Source organism: Pseudomonas sp. NIBRBAC000502773, from assembly GCF_006517195.1.
Classification (GTDB): Bacteria; Pseudomonadota; Gammaproteobacteria; order Pseudomonadales; family Pseudomonadaceae; genus Aquipseudomonas; species Aquipseudomonas marginalis.
Window position 1 is genome coordinate 1,480,387 of sequence record NZ_CP041189.1, and the last position, 17,569, is coordinate 1,497,955.

General features: G+C 61.4%; 19 protein-coding genes and 1 pseudogene. All 20 read right to left on the bottom strand.

The genetic code is table 11. The annotated features are described in order from the left end of the window. Positions 1-166 precede the first annotated feature (166 nt). The gene (gene fliA / locus NIBR502773_RS06675) at positions 167-907 is read right to left on the bottom strand and encodes an RNA polymerase sigma factor FliA (RefSeq protein WP_015885174.1); all 741 of its coding nucleotides are present in this window, start codon (positions 905-907) and stop codon (positions 167-169) included. Further along, positions 904-1,737: a flagellar synthesis regulator FleN gene (gene fleN / locus NIBR502773_RS06680; protein ID WP_003192912.1), complete on the bottom strand. Its 834-nt coding sequence runs from the start codon at positions 1,735-1,737 to the stop codon at positions 904-906. The genes fliA and fleN overlap by 4 nt, the downstream gene beginning before the upstream one ends. Positions 1,738-1,842: 105 nt before the next feature. After that, complete coding sequence (gene flhF / locus NIBR502773_RS06685) at positions 1,843-3,159, bottom strand: flagellar biosynthesis protein FlhF (protein ID WP_065940552.1); 1,317 nt, start codon at positions 3,157-3,159, stop codon at positions 1,843-1,845. A 12-nt stretch (positions 3,160-3,171) separates the two neighbouring features. After that, positions 3,172-5,286: a flagellar biosynthesis protein FlhA gene (gene flhA, locus NIBR502773_RS06690; RefSeq protein WP_373682386.1), complete on the bottom strand. Its 2,115-nt coding sequence runs from the start codon at positions 5,284-5,286 to the stop codon at positions 3,172-3,174. A gap of 224 nt (positions 5,287-5,510) precedes the next feature. Further along, positions 5,511-5,714, bottom strand: coding sequence for a cold-shock protein (locus NIBR502773_RS06695; protein WP_115486762.1), 204 nt, complete (start codon positions 5,712-5,714; stop codon positions 5,511-5,513). Between the two features lie 42 nt (positions 5,715-5,756). Further along, complete coding sequence (locus NIBR502773_RS06700; RefSeq protein ID WP_227451384.1) at positions 5,757-5,960, bottom strand: cold-shock protein; 204 nt, start codon at positions 5,958-5,960, stop codon at positions 5,757-5,759. A 149-nt stretch (positions 5,961-6,109) separates the two neighbouring features. Beyond that, complete coding sequence (locus NIBR502773_RS06705; RefSeq protein WP_141155692.1) at positions 6,110-7,426, bottom strand: YncE family protein; 1,317 nt, start codon at positions 7,424-7,426, stop codon at positions 6,110-6,112. Positions 7,427-7,553: 127 nt separating this feature from the next. Then, complete coding sequence (flhB, locus tag NIBR502773_RS06710) at positions 7,554-8,690, bottom strand: flagellar biosynthesis protein FlhB (protein ID WP_141155693.1); 1,137 nt, start codon at positions 8,688-8,690, stop codon at positions 7,554-7,556. A gap of 3 nt (positions 8,691-8,693) precedes the next feature. Beyond that, a complete protein-coding gene (gene fliR, locus NIBR502773_RS06715; protein ID WP_027603864.1) occupies positions 8,694-9,479 on the bottom strand; it encodes a flagellar biosynthetic protein FliR in 786 nt (261 codons plus the stop codon). A gap of 4 nt (positions 9,480-9,483) precedes the next feature. Beyond that, entirely contained in the window at positions 9,484-9,753 is a 270-nt protein-coding gene (gene fliQ / locus NIBR502773_RS06720) for a flagellar biosynthesis protein FliQ (protein ID WP_027603863.1), read from the bottom strand. A gap of 18 nt (positions 9,754-9,771) precedes the next feature. After that, positions 9,772-10,515 carry a flagellar type III secretion system pore protein FliP gene (gene fliP / locus NIBR502773_RS06725; protein WP_141155694.1) on the bottom strand — a complete coding sequence of 248 codons (744 nt, stop codon included), beginning with the start codon at positions 10,513-10,515 and terminating at the stop codon, positions 9,772-9,774. Continuing rightward, positions 10,515-10,949 carry a flagellar biosynthetic protein FliO gene (gene fliO, locus NIBR502773_RS06730; RefSeq protein ID WP_141155695.1) on the bottom strand — a complete coding sequence of 145 codons (435 nt, stop codon included), beginning with the start codon at positions 10,947-10,949 and terminating at the stop codon, positions 10,515-10,517. Before fliO ends, fliP begins: the two co-directional genes overlap by 1 nt. A gap of 1 nt (position 10,950) precedes the next feature. Next, positions 10,951-11,418 (bottom strand): flagellar motor switch protein FliN, encoded by a 468-nt coding sequence (fliN, locus tag NIBR502773_RS06735; protein ID WP_098478955.1) that lies wholly within the window; start codon positions 11,416-11,418, stop codon positions 10,951-10,953. Between the two features lie 38 nt (positions 11,419-11,456). After that, positions 11,457-12,425, bottom strand: a complete 969-nt coding sequence (gene fliM, locus NIBR502773_RS06740; RefSeq protein ID WP_027603859.1) for a flagellar motor switch protein FliM — start codon at positions 12,423-12,425, stop codon at positions 11,457-11,459. Positions 12,426-12,434: 9 nt separating this feature from the next. Continuing rightward, positions 12,435-12,947, bottom strand: a complete 513-nt coding sequence (gene fliL / locus NIBR502773_RS06745; RefSeq protein ID WP_141155696.1) for a flagellar basal body-associated protein FliL — start codon at positions 12,945-12,947, stop codon at positions 12,435-12,437. 256 nt (positions 12,948-13,203) lie between these two features. After that, a pseudogene (locus NIBR502773_RS06750) lies at positions 13,204-14,540 on the bottom strand (flagellar hook-length control protein FliK). 86 nt (positions 14,541-14,626) lie between these two features. Next, on the bottom strand, positions 14,627-14,971 hold the full coding sequence (locus NIBR502773_RS06755) for an Hpt domain-containing protein (protein WP_065940558.1): 345 nt from the start codon (positions 14,969-14,971) through the stop codon (positions 14,627-14,629). 30 nt (positions 14,972-15,001) lie between these two features. Continuing rightward, complete coding sequence (locus NIBR502773_RS06760) at positions 15,002-16,720, bottom strand: fused response regulator/phosphatase (RefSeq protein WP_092355184.1); 1,719 nt, start codon at positions 16,718-16,720, stop codon at positions 15,002-15,004. Then, positions 16,717-17,022 carry an STAS domain-containing protein gene (locus tag NIBR502773_RS06765; RefSeq protein ID WP_141155697.1) on the bottom strand — a complete coding sequence of 102 codons (306 nt, stop codon included), beginning with the start codon at positions 17,020-17,022 and terminating at the stop codon, positions 16,717-16,719. The genes NIBR502773_RS06760 and NIBR502773_RS06765 overlap by 4 nt, the downstream gene beginning before the upstream one ends. A gap of 95 nt (positions 17,023-17,117) precedes the next feature. Further along, positions 17,118-17,567: a flagellar export protein FliJ gene (gene fliJ, locus NIBR502773_RS06770; RefSeq protein ID WP_115486759.1), complete on the bottom strand. Its 450-nt coding sequence runs from the start codon at positions 17,565-17,567 to the stop codon at positions 17,118-17,120. Between the last annotated feature and the right edge of the window lie 2 nt (positions 17,568-17,569).

The window sequence follows — 17,569 nt, forward strand, 5'->3', positions numbered from 1 at the left end:
TTGTCCAATTCGACCTCCAAGCAGTCTTAAACGCGCCCAGCACCTGGACGCGCCATTTCAATCAACAGGCATTACACAAAAAGGACTGCCAAGGGCACCACGGCCCGAGCCCGCGAAGGCCTATCACCTTCGCGGTATCGCTTTGCAATGCTCCCCACACTGCCTGTCAGCGCGCTCGCCACTCTCCCAGACGCCCCCGCAAGCGGGCCGCGCACTGGCTATGCAACTGGCTGACACGGGATTCGCTGACCCCCAGGACCTCACCGATTTCCTTGAGGTTCAGCTCTTCGTCGTAGTACAGCGCCAACACCAACCGCTCGCGCTCCGGCAAGTTGGCAATGGCGTCCGCCAACGCTCCCTGGAAACGCTCATCTTCCAGATCACGGGACGGCTCCATATGCGCGCTCGCGCCGTCCTCGTGCAGCCCTTCGTGTTCGCCGTCCTGTAACAGGTCGTCGAAACTGAACAGGCGGCTGCCCAAGGTATCGTTCAAAATCCCGTAATAATCGTCGAGACTCAATTGGAGTTCGGCCGCAACTTCGTGATCTTTAGCGTCGCGACCGGTTTTTGCTTCAATTGCACGAATTGCGTCACTGACCATGCGTGTATTGCGGTGCACCGAACGCGGCGCCCAGTCACCCTTGCGCACCTCGTCGAGCATCGCGCCACGTATGCGGATACCCGCATACGTCTCGAAGCTCGCGCCCTTGCTCGCGTCGTACTTGGTCGACACTTCGAGCAGGCCGATCATGCCCGCCTGGATCAGGTCTTCGACCTGGACGCTGGCGGGCAGGCGTGCCAGCAGGTGATAGGCAATTCGCTTGACCAGGGGCGCATAGCGCTCGATCAACTCGCCTTGGCTGTCACGGGCAGATTTCTTGTAAGCGTTATAGCCGTTCGCTGTCATAGCACCGGTCCTGCACTCGTCTGATGCACCAATCGCTCGACGAAAAACTCCAGATGCCCCCGAGGGTTGGCAGGCAACGGCCAGGTATCGACCTTCTGGGCAATAGCCTTGAACGCCAATGCGCACTTGGAACGAGGGAACGCTTCGTAGACTGCACGCTGCTTTTGCACAGCCTTGCGCACACACTCGTCGTAGGGAACTGCACCGACGTATTGTAAGGCGACATCGAGAAAGCGATCCGTGACCTTGGTCAACTTGGCGAACAGGTTGCGGCCTTCCTGCGGGCTCTGGGCCATGTTGGCCAGGACGCGGAAGCGGTTCATGCCGTAGTCACGGTTAAGCAGTTTGATCAGGGCGTAGGCGTCGGTGATCGAGGTGGGTTCATCGCAGACCACCAGCAAGACTTCCTGCGCAGCGCGCACAAAGCTGACCACGGACTCACCGATCCCGGCGGCGGTGTCGATCACCAGCACGTCGAGGTTGTCGCCGATGTCACTGAATGCCTGGATCAGGCCGGCATGCTGCGCCGGGCTCAGGTGCACCATGCTCTGGGTACCGGAGGCGGCCGGCACGATGCGGATCCCGCCAGGGCCCTGGAGCAGCACGTCACGCAGCTCACAGCGCCCCTCGATCACATCGGCCAGGGTATGTTTGGGCGTCAGTCCCAGCAGAACGTCGACGTTCGCCAGCCCCAGGTCAGCATCCAGCAGCATGACGCGACGGCCAAGCTCTGCCAGGGCCAGGGACAAATTCACTGACACGTTAGTTTTCCCGACGCCACCTTTGCCGCCGGTCACCGCGATCACCTGTACGGGATGCATGCTGCCCATTTTATTTCTTTACCTTGTCTTGCTTAGACGCAGGCTACATGGCTTGGCCGCGTGAATCGCTTGCAGACCATCGATGTAGGTACATTTCACGGTGTTCATCGCACCTCAACCCACCCGTTTTGCCGGGTTGTGGTAAAGGTCGGCGAACATATCGGCCATCGCTTCCTCGCTAGGCTCTTCTTGCATTTGCACGCTGACGGCGCGGCTGACCAGCTGATGACGGCGCGGCAGATGCAAATCATCCGGGATCCGCGGCCCGTCGGTCAGGTAGGCAACCGGTAGTTCATGGCTGATAGCCAGGCTCAACACTTCGCCCAGGCTGGCGGTTTCATCCAGTTTAGTCAGGATGCAACCGGCCAGACCGCAACGCTTGTAGCTATGGTACGCAGCGGTAAGAACCTGTTTCTGGCTGGTGGTTGCAAGCACCAGGTAATTTTTCGACTTGATGCCACGCCCGGCCAGGCTTTCCAGTTGCAGGCGCAACGCCGGATCGCTGGCCTGCAGGCCGGCGGTGTCGATCAGCACCACGCGCTTGCGCAGCAACGGATCGAGCGCGTTGGCCAGGGACTGGCCCGGATCGACATGGGTGACCGGCACATTGAGGATACGGCCCAGGGTCTTGAGCTGTTCCTGGGCGCCGATGCGATAGCTGTCCATGCTCACCAGCGCGATGTTGTTCGCGCCGTACTTGAGCACATAGCGCGCCGCCAGCTTGGCCAGGGTGGTGGTCTTGCCCATGCCGGCAGGGCCGACCATGGCGATCACACCGCCCTCTTCCAGGGGTTCGATTTCCGGGGTGGCGATCATCCGCGCCAGGTGGGCCAGCAACATGCGCCAGGCCTGGCGAGGCTCTTCGATTTCGGTGGTCAGGGCCAGCAGGTCGCGGGACAACGGGCCGGACAGGCCGATGCGTTGCAGGCGGCGCCAGAGGTTGGCCTGGTGCGGTTTGCTGCCTTGCAGTTGGGTCCAGGCCAGCGAACCCAGTTGGACTTCCAGCAGTTCGCGCAGGCCGTTGAGTTCAAAACGCATCGAGTCGAAGACGCGCTGGTCGACTGCGGCGGCCGGGGCTGGCGCGGCAGGACGCGGCGGTTCGATGAATGTTGGCTCAACCAGCGGCTCGGCGGCGGTCAGCGGCAGGCCGGCGAACAACTGGCGATTGGTGGAGGCATCGCTGTCGCCACGCATGCTCAGCTCAGCCTGGGCCGAGACGATGCGCGAAGCGGTCTTGCGCAGCTCGTCTTCGAGCTCCATGTTCGGCACACGCGGCGCCAATGCCGAGGGGGTGTAGTCCAGGGCAGCCGTCAGCTCGACACCGCCGGCAATACGACGATTACCGATAATCGCGGCATCGGCGCCCAGCTCATCGCGGACCAGTTTCATGGCCTGACGCATATCGGCGGCGAAAAAACGCTTAACTTGCATAACCCACTACCCTCAGCCGTTGGGCCCTACTGTCGCGACGATAGTCACTTGCTTGTTGTCAGGAATTTCCTGATAAGCCAAAACGTGCAAATTCGGTACTGCCAGACGTCCAAACCGCGACAACATCGCCCGGACCGGACCCGCCACCAGCAGAATCACCGGTTGGCCCTGCATTTCCTGGCGCTGTGCGGCGTCGATCAACGAACGCTGCAGTTTCTCAGCCATGCTTGGCTCCAGCAGAACGCCCTCTTCCTGGCCTTGTCCTGCCTTCTGAATACTATTGAGCAATATTTGTTCCAACCTTGGTTCCAAGGTGATCACAGGCAGCTCGGAGTCAAGCCCTACAATGCTTTGCACGATGGCGCGGGACAATCCGACGCGCACTGCGGCCACCAGCGCGGCGGTATCTTGACTCTTGGCGGCGTTGTTGGCGATAGCCTCGGCAATGCTGCGAATGTCGCGTACCGGCACCTGTTCGGCCAGCAGCGCCTGCAGCACCTTGAGCAATTGCGACAACGACAGCACGCCTGGCACCAGCTCTTCTGCCAGTTTTGGCGAGGCCTTGCCCAGCAACCCCATCAATTGCTGGACTTCTTCGTGGCCGATCAGCTCGTGGGAGTGCTTGTACAGGATCTGGTTGAGGTGGGTGGCGACCACGGTACTGGCGTCCACCACGGTGTAGCCCAGGGACTGCGCCTGGCTGCGCTGGCTGATTTCGATCCACACCGCCTCCAGGCCAAAAGCCGGATCTTTGGCGGTAATGCCGTTGAGAGTGCCGAACACCTGGCCGGGGTTGATTGCCAGCTCGCGGTCCGGGTAGATCTCGGCTTCGGCCAGGATCACGCCCATCAGGGTCAGGCGGTAGGCACTGGGTGCCAGGTCGAGGTTGTCACGGATATGCACGGTGGGCATCAGGAAGCCCAGGTCCTGGGACAGCTTCTTGCGCACGCCCTTGATCCGCGCGAGCAACTGGCCGCCCTGGTTGCGGTCCACCAGCGGAATCAAGCGGTAGCCAACTTCCAGGCCAATCATGTCGATCGGGGTCACGTCGTCCCAGCCCAACTCCTTGGTTTCCTGGGCGCGGGCCGGGGATGGCAGCAGTTCCTGCTGGCGGGCGATCTCTTGCTGGGCCTGGACCTTGACCGCATTCTGCTTTTTCCAGAACAGGTAGGCACCACCGCCCGCCATGGCTGCCATGCTCAGGAACGACACATGGGGCATGCCCGGCACGATCCCCATGATCGCCATGATGCCGGCCGCCACGGCAAGGGCCTTGGGCGAGGCGAACATCTGGCGACTGATCTGCTTGCCCATATCTTCGGAGCCCGAAGCACGGGTCACCATGATGGCGGCAGCTGTAGATAACAACAGTGATGGCAATTGCGCCACTAAACCGTCACCGATGGTCAGCAGGGCGTACACCTTGCCCGCATCGCCGAAGGTCATGCCGTGCTGGAAGATCCCGACCGCCATGCCGCCGATCAGGTTGATGAACAGGATCAGCAGGCCGGCGATGGCGTCACCGCGCACGAATTTGCTGGCACCGTCCATGGAACCGTAGAACTCGGCTTCCTGGGCGACTTCCAAGCGGCGGGTCTTGGCCTGGTTCTGGTCGATCAGGCCGGCGTTGAGGTCGGCGTCGATAGCCATCTGCTTGCCGGGCATGGCGTCGAGGGTAAAGCGTGCGCTCACCTCGGAGATCCGCCCGGCGCCCTTGGTCACCACCACGAAGTTGATGATCATGAGGATCGCGAACACCACGATACCGACCACGTAGTTACCGCCGATCACCACCTCACCGAAGGCCTGGATCACCTTACCGGCAGCGGCGTGACCGTCCTGGCCGTGGAGCATGACCACACGGGTGGACGCCACGTTCAGCGCCAGGCGCAACAGGGTTGCCACCAGCAGGATCGTCGGGAACACCGCGAAATCCAGCGGCCGCAAGGCGTAGACGCACACCAGCAGCACGACGACGGACAGGGCGATGTTGAAGGTGAAGAACACGTCCAGCAGGAACGGCGGCATCGGCAACATCATCATTGCCAGCATGACCAGCAACAACAACGGCACACCCAGATTGCCCCGCGAGAGGTCAGTCAGGGTGCCACGGGCCGTGCTGAACATTTGAGAGCGATCCACCACCGGTATTCCTCGTTTCCTTGAAGCAAACTTTTGACGCCGGGAGGCGTCCTGGAGGCGGTATTGCAAGAAGCCTTCCAACTTTGCTTTTGAGGAGGTGGATCGCTACAGGCGCCCGAGTTCTATCGGATGTAAACACTCCAACGGTGGGAGAAGGCTTGCCCCCCTCCCACCGTTGGATCCGTTTGCATTTACTGCCCGGGACCTTTCTATAACGGCCTCACATTGGCCGCTTGCGGCCCTTTTTGACCCGGAGTCACTTCGTATTCGACTTTTTGCTTTTCATCCAGGCTTTTGAAGCCCGCGCTGTCTATAGCGGAGTAATGGACGAATACATCCGCACTGCCGTCGTCGGGAAAAATAAACCCAAACCCCTTCTCCGCGTTAAACCACTTCACCGTGCCCGTTGCCATTGCCGTTCTCCCTAGATTTCACTCAAGAAACCTGCACCGGTGTCACAAGATACGCCTGACCCTAGACGCATACACACCATCGGGTCGATGGATCATCTGAAGCTTGACCTTCAAACCCACTGAAAGCCGAACCCCTTGCGAACCGAGCGAATCCACCAACACCTCCTCTGCGTGATCATCCAGCACAATCACCCCCTTGCGGGTCTTCGGGTCATAAGATTTGATCGTTCCCGTCACCACAGCCATCGCCACTCCCTGCATCTATTAACAGCGTGCGCGCAGTACCTGATGGTATGGAACCGCGAGAATGGCAAGTTGGCTACTGTCAAACTTGACAGGTAGGCAAGGAGTGACGACGAATGGCTGGCCCCTCGCCTGCCTCGGTTGTTACGTCATTACGCATTGGAGAAGCAAACCCACAGGTCGCCGTTGGACTTCTGGGTTTCCATGCGATGAATGAAGGGTTTGAAAATAGGAATACTGTGATCCAACGTCCAGCCTTGGGCGTCATACACGTCAATCCGTCCGTGCTCTTCATAGGACCCGGTGTATACCCACTTCCCGTCCGGACTCACGGCCAATGACCGCACAGACAAACGGTGATTCTCCTTCTCTCTGCCCGTCTTCGTGTCGATGACACTGATAATGTCACCGCCGTATGCATACAGCCGCTGGCCATTGGCACTCAAGGTCAACCCCCAGGCCGGGTGCTTGGATATTTTTTCGACGCGCTCACTGACAGGATCGAACCTATAGACCCCTGCCCCTTCGCCCAGCACGCCAAGACAAGCCACATAGACATGGCCGTCGTGCGGATTGCCCACGGTATCGAACGTGATGGCCCCAACCGGTATTTTCTTGATCACTTCCTGCGATGCCCTGTCGACAATGATCAGCGAGGCTTCAGCGTTCCCAGGCCCCCCCCACACGCCAACATAAATCTGGCCGCCATCGCGACCAAGCACCAGCCCCGTGGCGTACTCATCGATAACAGCGCCTGGCAAAAGCTCTTTTTCCTGCACATCAACGATTAACAAATTGTTATATAACCAATTGCACGCATATAGAAACCGCCCATCGGGACTGAACCCTCCCAGCTTTTCAATGAAAACGGGATAGTTATCGACGAGGCTGATTGTCTGAAGATCGATCTTCGCAATGCCGTTGACCCATTCGGCATGCAGATACCTGCCATCCGGACTGAACAGAAAGCTGCCGATGTTGCCCTCAATCATATGAACCACTTCGGCGGCCGTCGTGAGGGTGGCAATGCAGGGTTCGACCCTGATATCGATGTTCACGTAGACGCGTTCATCGCTCTTCTTCACGGGCACCCCCAAGTACAACAGGCGCTGGGCATGCACGCGGAGGATGGCTTGGCGGGTGGCCTGACGCAGACCCGAGCGACCTTGCTTGACCTGATAGCTCAACACATGCCGGCCATGGGTGAGCCGTTCGGCCGGTACCGAAAACTTGATCCCGGTTTGCGTTGCGTCGCCTTTGAGCTTATGGGCAGCAATCACCTGGCCGTCCAATGTCAGTTCAACGGCGCTGTCGGCATGGCTGAAGGTTTCGCGCACATGCACATCGAGACCTTTGTTCGGGTAAAAACCGTGCCGGGCAGCCTGCCTGTCGGCAGCACTGACAGGCCGCCGCTGGCCAGGAAGGTTGATCGCAAGGGGGTGATTGGCTTTGGTTGAAGAGCCGGTCATGGGGAAATCCCTCTGCATGGATGGGAACCCCATGTAACGCGCAGAGGTGCACACTCACAACTGTCAAACTTGACAGGTAGAGAACACTTCCCGACAAACGGAAAACCGCAGGCGCGCCAGCCCTGTCTCAGGAATCGCGGCGCAACTCCGGCGGGATCGGCAGGTCCTTGAGCGGATCCGGGCGCTTGCCCTTGCCCGCGCGGTACTGGCGAATCTGATAGACATACGCCAACACCTGGGCCACGGCCAGGTACAACCCTGCCGGGATTTCCTGGTCGAGGTCGGTGGAGTAGAAGATCGACCGCGCCAGCTCAGGCGATTCCAGCAGCAGGATGTCGTGGGCCACGGCGATTTCGCGGATTTTCAGTGCGGTAAAGTCGCTGCCCTTGGCCAGCAGCATCGGCGCGCCGCCCTTCTCCGGGTCGTACTTGAGGGCCACGGCGTAGTGCGTCGGGTTGGTGATGACCACATCGGCGTCGGGCACCGAGGCCATCATCTTGCGCTGGGACATTTCCCGCTGCAGTTGGCGGATGCGTTGCTTGACCTCGGGGCGGCCTTCCTGGTCCTTGTGCTCGTCGCGCACTTCCTGCTTGGTCATCAGCAGTTTCTTGTGGCTTTCCCACAACTGGATCGGCGCATCCACCGCCGCGATGATGATCAGCCCGGCGGCCATCCACAGCGCACTCCAACCCACCACCTGCACACTGTGGATGATCGCCGACTCCAGGGGTTCATGGGCGATGCGCAGCAGGTCGTCGATGTCGGCCGACAACACCATCAGCGCCACAAACAGAATCAGGATGAACTTGGCCAGGGCCTTGAGCAGCTCCACCAGGGCCTTGGCGGAAAACATGCGCTTGAGCCCTGCCGCAGGGTTCATGCGGCTGAACTTGGGCGCCATGCTGCCGGCGGCGAACAGCCAGCCGCCGAGGGCGACCGGGCCGATCAGCGCGGCCAGCAGCAGGGTGATCAGGATCGGCTGCACCGCCAATATCGCGATCTTGCCCGAGTGCAGCAGGTATTGACCCATGGAGCCAGGGTTGAGCAGCACATCGCGGGGCAAGGTGAAGTTGTGCTTCATCAGCTCCATCAAGTCCAGCGCCAGGCCACCGCCATAGATCAGCAAGGCACCGGACCCAGCCATCATGGTCGCAACGGTGTTGAGTTCCTTGGAGCGAGCAATCTCGCCCTTTTCCCTGGAGTCCTTTTTACGTTTCTCCGTGGGGTCTTCTGTCTTGTCCTGACCACTCTCGCTCTCGGCCATGGCTCAGCGCGCCCGTGCCAGATCACGTAAGAACTGCAAGGCGTCGGTCGCCAGCGGTTGATACTGATTGAGAATGTCAGCCAGGCCGACCCAGAAAATCCCCATGCCCAGCACCAGGGTCAAGGGGAAACCAATGGAGAAAATGTTCAGCTGTGGCGCCGCGCGGGTCATGACGCCAAACGCGATGTTGACCACCAGCAAGGCGGTGATCGCCGGCAGTACCAGCAACAGCGAGGCACCGAGCACCCAACTGAGACGCCCCACCAGCTCCCAGAAGTGATTGACCACCAGCCCGGAGCCTACCGGCAAAGTGGTGAAGCTTTCGGTCAACACCTCGAACACCACCAGATGGCCGTTCATGGCCAGGAACAACAAGGTCACCAGCATGGTCAGGAACTGCCCGATCACCGCCGCCGACACGCCGTTGGTGGGGTCGACCATGGACGCGAAGCCCATGCCCATCTGGATCGAGATGATTTGCCCGGCGATCACGAACGCCTGGAAGAACAGTTGCAGCGAAAAACCCAGCAGCGAGCCGATCAGGATCTGCTCGGCAATCAGCATCAAGGCACTGAGGTCGAGTGCGTTGACCGGGGGCATCGGCGGCAGGCCGGGCACGAGCACCACAGTGATCGCCACGGCGAAATACAGGCGGATGCGGCGTGGCACCAGGGTAGTACCGAACACCGGCATGCTCATCAGCACCGCCGTCACCCGGAACAACGGCAGGATGAACGAGGCCACCCACGTGCTGATCTGGGTGTCGGTCAATGCCAGCAAGGACTGCATCGGGTCAGCCGATCAACTGCGGAATACTGCCGTACAGCTGCAGGATGTATTCCATGAAGGTTTGCACCAGCCACGGGCCGGCGACAATCAGGGTGATCAGCATCACCAGCAGGCGCGGCAGGAAGCTCAAGGTCTGTTCGTTGATCTGGGTCGCGGCCTGGAACATCGCCACCAGCAGGCCCACCAACAGGCTCGGCACCACCAGCACGGCAACCATCACGGTGGTCAGCCACAGTGCTTCACGGAACAGGTCGACGGCAACTTCTGGGGTCATGCTGCTTCACCTAACACATCACACCCCTCCGAAACTGCCGGCCAACGTGCCGATAATCAGCGCCCAACCGTCCACCAGCACAAACAGCATGATCTTGAACGGCAATGAAATAATCAGCGGCGACAGCATCATCATCCCCATGGCCATCAGCACGCTCGCCACCACCAGGTCGATGATCAGGAACGGGATAAAGATCATGAAGCCGATCTGGAACGCGGTCTTCAGTTCCGAGGTGACGAACGCCGGCACCAGGATGGTCAGCGGCGCCTGGTCCGGGGTCGCGATGTCGGTACGCTTGGACAGGCGCATGAACAGCTCAAGGTCGCTGGAGCGGGTCTGCGACAGCATGAAATCCTTGATCGGCCCTTGCGCCCGGTCAATCGCGACCTGGGCCGTAATGGTCTCGGCCAGGTACGGCTGCAGGGCTTGCTGGTTCACCTTGTCGAACACCGGCGCCATGATGAACATCGTCAAGAACAACGCCATGCCGGTGAGGATCTGGTTCGACGGCGTCTGCTGCAGGCCCAGGGCCTGACGCAGGATCGAGAACACAATGATGATCCGCGTAAAGCTGGTCATCAGCATGACAAACGCCGGGATAAAGCTCAGCGCAGTCATGATCAGCAGGATCTGCAGGCTGACCGAATACTCCTGGGCCCCCGCCGCGTTGGTACCCAGCGTAATCGCCGGGATCGACAACGGGTCGGCGGCCAGCGCCAATGGCGTGGCCAGCAACAGCATGAGCGTCAATAAAACGCGCATTACTTCTTATCCTTCTGATCCTTGCCCAGCAATTCCATCAGGCGCTGGGCGAATTCTGGCGTGGCGGGCTGGGATTGGGTGGTTGGCACCGGGGTCTTGAGCACGTGCAGCGGCGTGATTCGGCCGGGGGTAATGCCCAGCAGGATCTGTTCCTCGCCCACTTGCACCAGCACCAGCCGGTCTCGCGGGCCGAGGGCGCGCGAGCCGATCATTTCGATGACCTGGGCATTGCCCGGGCCGATGCTCTGTACGCGACGCATCAGCCAGGCCAACACGAAGATCAAGCCGACCACCAGCAACAGGCCCAGCACCAGCTGCGTCAGTTGCCCGCCAACGCTGCCGCCGACGGGCGCAGCGGCAACCTGGGCCACCGGCTCCGCCGCCCACACCGCCAATGGCAGCGCGGCTAACAGTCCCACCATCAGCCGTTTCATATCAGCGCAACTTCTTGATGCGTTCGCTTGGGCTGATCACGTCGGTCAGGCGGATGCCGAACTTTTCGTTGACCACCACCACTTCGCCGTGGGCGATCAGGGTGCCGTTGACCAGCACGTCCAGTGGCTCACCGGCCAGGCGATCCAGCTCGATCACCGAGCCCTGGTTGAGTTGCAGCAGGTTGCGGATGTTGATGTCGGTGCTGCCCACTTCCATCGAGATCGACACCGGGATGTCGAGGATCACGTCCAGGTTCGGCCCATCGAGGGTCACCGGATCGTTGTTCTTCGGCACGCTGCCGAATTCTTCCATGGGCAAGCGGTTACCCACCGGCGCAGTGGCGGCGTCGGCGGCCAGCAGTGCGTCGATATCGTCCTGGCCAACATCGCCGGTCTCTTCCAGGGCCGCAGCCCACTCGTCAGCCAGGGCCTGGTCTTCGGCGGAAGTGTTTTCGTGTTCGGTAGCCATTACATGTCCTCGGCGGAGCAAACATTCATAAATAGGGATCAGCGACGGTTGATCGGCTCAACCACTTGCAAAGCGAGGTTGCCCTTGTGGGACCCCAGCTTGACCTTGAACGACGGCACGCCGTTGGCGCGCATGATCATTTCGTCCGGCAATTCGACCGGGATAATGTCCCCCGGCTGCATGTGCAAAATATCCCGCAGGCGCAACTGGCGCCGGGCCACGGTAGCGCTCAGCGGCACGTCGACATCCAGCAGGTCTTCGCGCAGGGCCTTGACCCAGCGTTCGTCCTGGTCGTCCAGGTCGGACTGGAAACCGGCGTCGAGCATTTCGCGCACCGGCTCGATCATCGAATACGGCATGGTCACGTGCAGGTCGCCGCCACCGCCATCGAGCTCGATGTGGAACGTGGACACGACAATGGCCTCGCTCGGCCCGACGATGTTGGCCATGGCCGGGTTCACTTCCGAGTTGATGTACTCGAAATTGACTTCCATGATCGCCTGCCAGGCTTCCTTCAAGTCAATGAAGGCCTGCTCCAGCACCATGCGCACCACGCGCAATTCGGTAGGGGTGAATTCACGGCCTTCGATCTTGGCGTGACGGCCGTCACCGCCGAAGAAGTTGTCCACCAGCTTGAACACCAGCTTGGCGTCGAGGATGAACAGCGCGGTACCGCGCAATGGCTTGATCTTGACCAGGTTGAGGCTGGTGGGCACGTACAGCGAGTGCACGTACTCGCCGAACTTCATCACCTGCACGCCGCCCACCGCCACGTCCGCCGAGCGGCGCAGCATGTTGAACATGCTGATCCGGGTGTAACGGGCGAAACGTTCGTTGATCATCTCAAGGGTCGGCATGCGTCCACGGACGATGCGATCCTGGCTGGTCAGGTCATAACTTTTGACGCTGCCGGGCTCGGCAGCCATTTCAGTCTGTACCAGACCGTCGTCGACGCCATGCAACAGCGCGTCGATTTCATCCTGGGACAGTAGGTCCTGCACGGCCATGGGGTGATCCTACTGCAATACGAAATTAGTGAAGAGCGCCTGCTCGATCACGACTTTGCCGAGCTCCTTCTGGGCCACTTCCTGCACGCTGGCAGTGACCTTCTGGCGCAGCATTTCCTGGCCCACCGGGGTGGCCAGGGTGTCGAAACTCTGCCCGGAGAACAGCATCACCAGGTTGTTGCGGATCACCGGCATATGCACCTTGAGGGCATCCAGGTCCGACTGGTTACGCGCCAGCAAGGTGATGCTCACCTGCAGGTAGCGTTGACGACCGTTCTGGTTGAAGTTGGCGACAAAGGCCGGAAGCATCGGCTCGAAGATCGCCGGTTGCTTGGCGTTAGTGGCGGTTTCGGCGGCAGGTGCCGGCTTGCTGGCACTGCTGTGCATGATGTACCAGGTGCCACCCACCGAGGCGCCGATGGCCAGGAGCAGGCCTACGACAATCATCAGGATAAGCTTGAGCTTGCCTTTGCCTGCGGGTGCGGGTGCGGGTGCTTTTGCTGCGTCGTCGCTCTTCGCCATGCCAATAATCCGTCACTATTCGGGGATTCATAGATCTACGGAAAGGCAAGAGCAAGTGTTATGCCAGAGTTGTCTGGCTGAACGCAGACAGAGGAACGCCACAAAAAAATGTGGAAAGGGGGGGCTGTGGTGGGTGGGCTTGTTCACCGACAATGGGACTGCTGCGCAGTCCAGCGCGGGGCAAGCCCGCTCACCACAACAAGCCAACCCACCACAGCAAGCCAGCTCCCACATTTTGGCCTATGCCAGGCTCACATCAGGCGTAGTAGTCGACGGCGCTGGAGCCGATCACCGTCGAAGTCACGGGCGCCACGGCTTCGGCCACTTCAATGTGGCTGCCGCTGTCGCCGCTGTCGCCCCCCCGTCCGCTGCGACTAACGCCCCCGTCTGCGCCTGCTGTTGCTGCTGCTCCTGGCCACGGGACTGGTCGGACACGTTCACATCCACCTGGCCCATGCCCTGCTGGGCGAACATCTCGCGCAAGCGACCGGACTGGCTTTCCAGGGCTTCACGCACCACCGGGTGGGCGCTCATGAAGTTGACCTGGGCCTGCTGGTCGGCGGTCATGTTGACCTTGATGTCCAGGCGCCCGAGTTCGGCCGGTTGCAACTGGATCTCCGCCGACTTGAGGTTGGCGCTGGAGAGATACATCACGCGGTTGACGATCTCGTCGGTCCAGCCGCTCTGATGCATGGCCAGCGGCGCATTCGTCACCGGCGGCAAGGCATTCGCGGTTTTCGGCGTGGCCGCCTGGGTCAATGCGGCCAGGCGGTTGGCGAAGTCATCGACGCGGGTGTCGCTGCCGGCCTCTTTCAAGTCCTTGAGGCCGCCTTCGATCAAGCCGCTGAAGGCCTTGTCGCCACCCTGGTCCGTACTGTCCTTGGTGGCTTGCTGGTCGACCATGGTGGCCAGGCCGGCGGCAAAGTTCTGCGCGGCGGTTGGCTGGTCCTGGGTGGTCGGCGGGGCAGTTTTGGCCGGTGCCTGGCTGCTGGCCGACACGTGCCCACCCTGCTCCATTGCCAGGCGTACGGCCGGCATGGCGTCCAGGGGATCGGCCTCAGGGTCGAAGGCCGGCGTGGCGTCCTCGGTCGCTGCGATTGGCGCTGCAACCACGGGTGCGGCCTTGTCATCCTTGGCAGCGGCTGCGGGGGCCGGGGTTTCCACCGGCACCGGCACCACCACCGGGGTGACCGTGGCAATCAATGCCGGGTCGACCACCGGATCCACGGGAGGCTGCTGCGCCAGGGCCGGATCCACAGGTGCAGCGTCATCCTTGCTGGCAGTGTCGTCGGACGATGCCGCAGGCTTGGCAGGCAAGGTATTGCCGCTATCGGCAACCGCTGGCGTGGCGGCGGCAGGTTTGTCGTTGCCCGCCGCAGGCTTGGCGCTGGCATCGGCAGGCTTGTCCCGCGTGGGCTTGGCCGAGTTGTCATCAGCCTTGACCGTGGGTTTGGAACCCTGGCTGGCGAACACCTGAGCGAAGCCAGGGCCCTTGTCCCGTGGGTCCGCAGCCACTGCCGGTGGATTGACGGCAGGCGCTTGAGGCTTTGCCGCAGGGGCAGCCTGGAGAAGCGAATTCGGGGCGACTGGCATAGGTAAAGGTCTCCACTGCATGGGGATCGGGGATGCAGTATCAGGAGGTAGAGCAAGAGTCGGGCCAGGTTTTCACAAGGATGGAATCAAATCTGGAACCGCTGCCGTTCCGACTCATACATCGGCTTCACCAAGGCAAACTCATGATCGATCTGGTCCACCAGCGCCCCCAGGTCCGCCGCGGCCTCAGCGGACTCCGCCTCCAAGCGCTGGCACAGGTGCGCCAACCGCACTGCGCCGAGATTGCCACTGCTGCCCTTGAAGCTATGGGCGATACGCCCCAGTGCCTTGGCGTCGTCCCGCGCCTTGCGCAGCGCTTCGACGCGTTTCTGGGAGTCATCGAGGAAGGTATCGAGCAACTTGGGATACTCGCCTTCCATGACCTCCTGCAAACCCGACAACACGTCCGGGTCCATATGAATCTCAGCCACTTGCTCGCTCCTTGATCAAGAATCGGCGGATTATGCCAGAGCCCCCCAGCAAAACTCTACGCAGACACTGCGTCCGCCGTCGGACCAGCGCACCTGGCTGCTCAGTTGACGCACCAGGCTCAGGCCTCGACCGGACAGGCCATCGATGTCCAGCGGCCGGGCCAGCACCTGCTCCACGTCAAACCCTGGCCCACTGTCTTCAAGGCGCAGGGTCATCTTGCCGCCCGCCTCGGTGGGCACCACCTGCACATGCACGCGCACATAGCCACTGCTCAACTGCGCCAGGCGGTCATTGCGCTGGCGGTAATACTCGGCAAAACCCTGGGCATCGCGCTTGAGCCGCGAGTCCAGGCCCAGCACGCCATGTTCCAGCGCATTGGAATACAACTCGGCCATGACGCTGTAGAGCGCCCCGCTCTGCTCGCGCAGCCCCTGGATCTCCAGCAGCAGTTGCAGCAGGTAGGGCAAGGGGTTGTAACGCTTGAGGGTTTCGGCCCGAAATTCGAAACTCACCGACCAATCCAGCGGGCATGTCTGGCCGCTGTCGGCATACAGCAGCCCGGTCGCACGCAGCGGCTGCCCGGGTTGCAGGATGATTTCCACCAGACTGACATCGTCCCGCGCCTCACCGCGAAAAGCCGCCAGGGCGCGCTCGATGTCGTCGAAGAGCCGGTCGGGCTCACGGTTGGCGGCAAACACCTGCTGCAAGCGCTCGACGCCAAACAGCTGGTCATTGGCGTCGGCGGTGTCCAGCACACCATCGGAGAGCAGGAACACGCGGTCACCCAGGGCCATGGGCCAGACCTCGGTGCGATCATCAAACGCCTCAGCCGACAGCACCCCCAACGGCAAATGCCGCGGCTGCAGCGGCGTGCGCCTGCCGCTGGCGACTTCATGCACATAGCCTTCGGGCATGCCGCCGTTCCACACCTCCACCACCCGCCGCTGCGTGCTCAGGCACAGCAGGGTGGCGCAGCAGAACATGTCCACCGGCAGGATGCGCTTGAGCTTGGCATTCATCTCCCGCAGGATCTGCGCCAGGCCGTAGCCCTTGGCAGTCATGCCGTAGAACACTTCCGCCAGGGGCATGGCGCCCACCGCCGCCGGCAGGCCATGGCCGGTGAAATCGCCGAGCAGCACGTGCATGTCGCCCGACGGCGTATACGCCGCCAGCAGCAGGTCGCCGTTGAACAGCGCATAGGGCGATTGCAGGTAGCGGATATTCGGCGCCGCGTTGATGCAGCCGGAATGGGCGACTTTATCGAACACCGCCTTGGCCACCCGCTGCTCATGCAGCAAGTGGTCATGGTGCCGGGCGATCTGGTCGCGCTGCTGCAGCATCGTCGCCTGCAGCCGGCGCAGGCGGTCCATGGCGTTGATCTTGGCCGCCAGGATCAACTGGTTATAGGGCTTGGGCAGGAAATCATCGCCGCCGGCATCCAGGCACTCGGCCAGGGCGGCACTCTCGCGCAGGGACGTGAGGAAGATGATCGGCACCAGTTCCTCCCCCGCCAACTGCTTGATCCACCGCGCGGCGGTCAGGCCATCCATCACGGGCATGATCGCGTCCATCAACACCAGTTGCGGGCGCTCGCGCGCGAATAGCTCAACGGCCTCCTCGCCATTGGTTGCAGTGAGCACCTGGTGCCCCTGGCGTCGCACAATGGTCGACAGCAACAGCAGGTCGGCGGCGCTGTCTTCGGCGATCAGGATCGTCAGCGGCTCAACCGCGGGGGCCAGGGCGCTCAATTGATGTCGAACAATTTGTCGAAGTTGGAGATAGCGAGGATCTTGCGCACATCGGAGTTGGTGTTGATCACCTGGACCTCCGACTCCTCGCCGCCGGCGTGGTCCCTCAACAGCAGGAGCATGCCCAGGGCCGAACTGTCCATATAAGTGGTTTCTTTCAGGTCGACCACATACGACTCAGGGACCTTGTAGAAACGCTCGTAAGCATCACGAAATGTCTGGTGGCTACTGAAATCGAACCGACCCTTGATTGCGATCGTCAACTTCTTCCCGTCCAGGGATACTTCTGACTCGATTGACATGCGACTGCTTCCTTGTCATGGGCATAGACACAAGGTGTAGCAGGCGAATGGGATACCAGCAACACGGCAGATCAAATGTGGCAGGCGGGCCACCGTCAGTATTGTGATTGGCGCGGCAGGCGCTGGGACAATTCGTCGAGCAATTTCTGCTCGCGCTTGTCTTCCAATGCCCGCGCTTCGTCGATGTAGCGCTGCACCAGTTTGCGCAGGCCCTCGACGCGGGCGAAGGCTTGCTGCCAGCTCTCGCGGGCCTTGTCGAGGTTGTTCTGGTGCCAGGCCAGGCTTTGGCGCTGCTGGCCGACGGCCGTCTCGAGCTGATTGAGAAAGCCCTGGTAACCCATCAGCCATTGCCCCGACACACCTTGGGTGCCGCGCTCGATCCATTGCTGCTGGTACTCGCTACGGAAGCGCTCCAGGTCGCCCAGCTTACTTTCCGCCAAGCGCACCTGGCCCTGGAAATACCCCAGGCGTTGGACCGCAGTTTTCTCGGCCTTCTCGGCCATGTCCACCACCGGGGCCAGGCGTGCAGCGCGGCTGTTGGCCATGG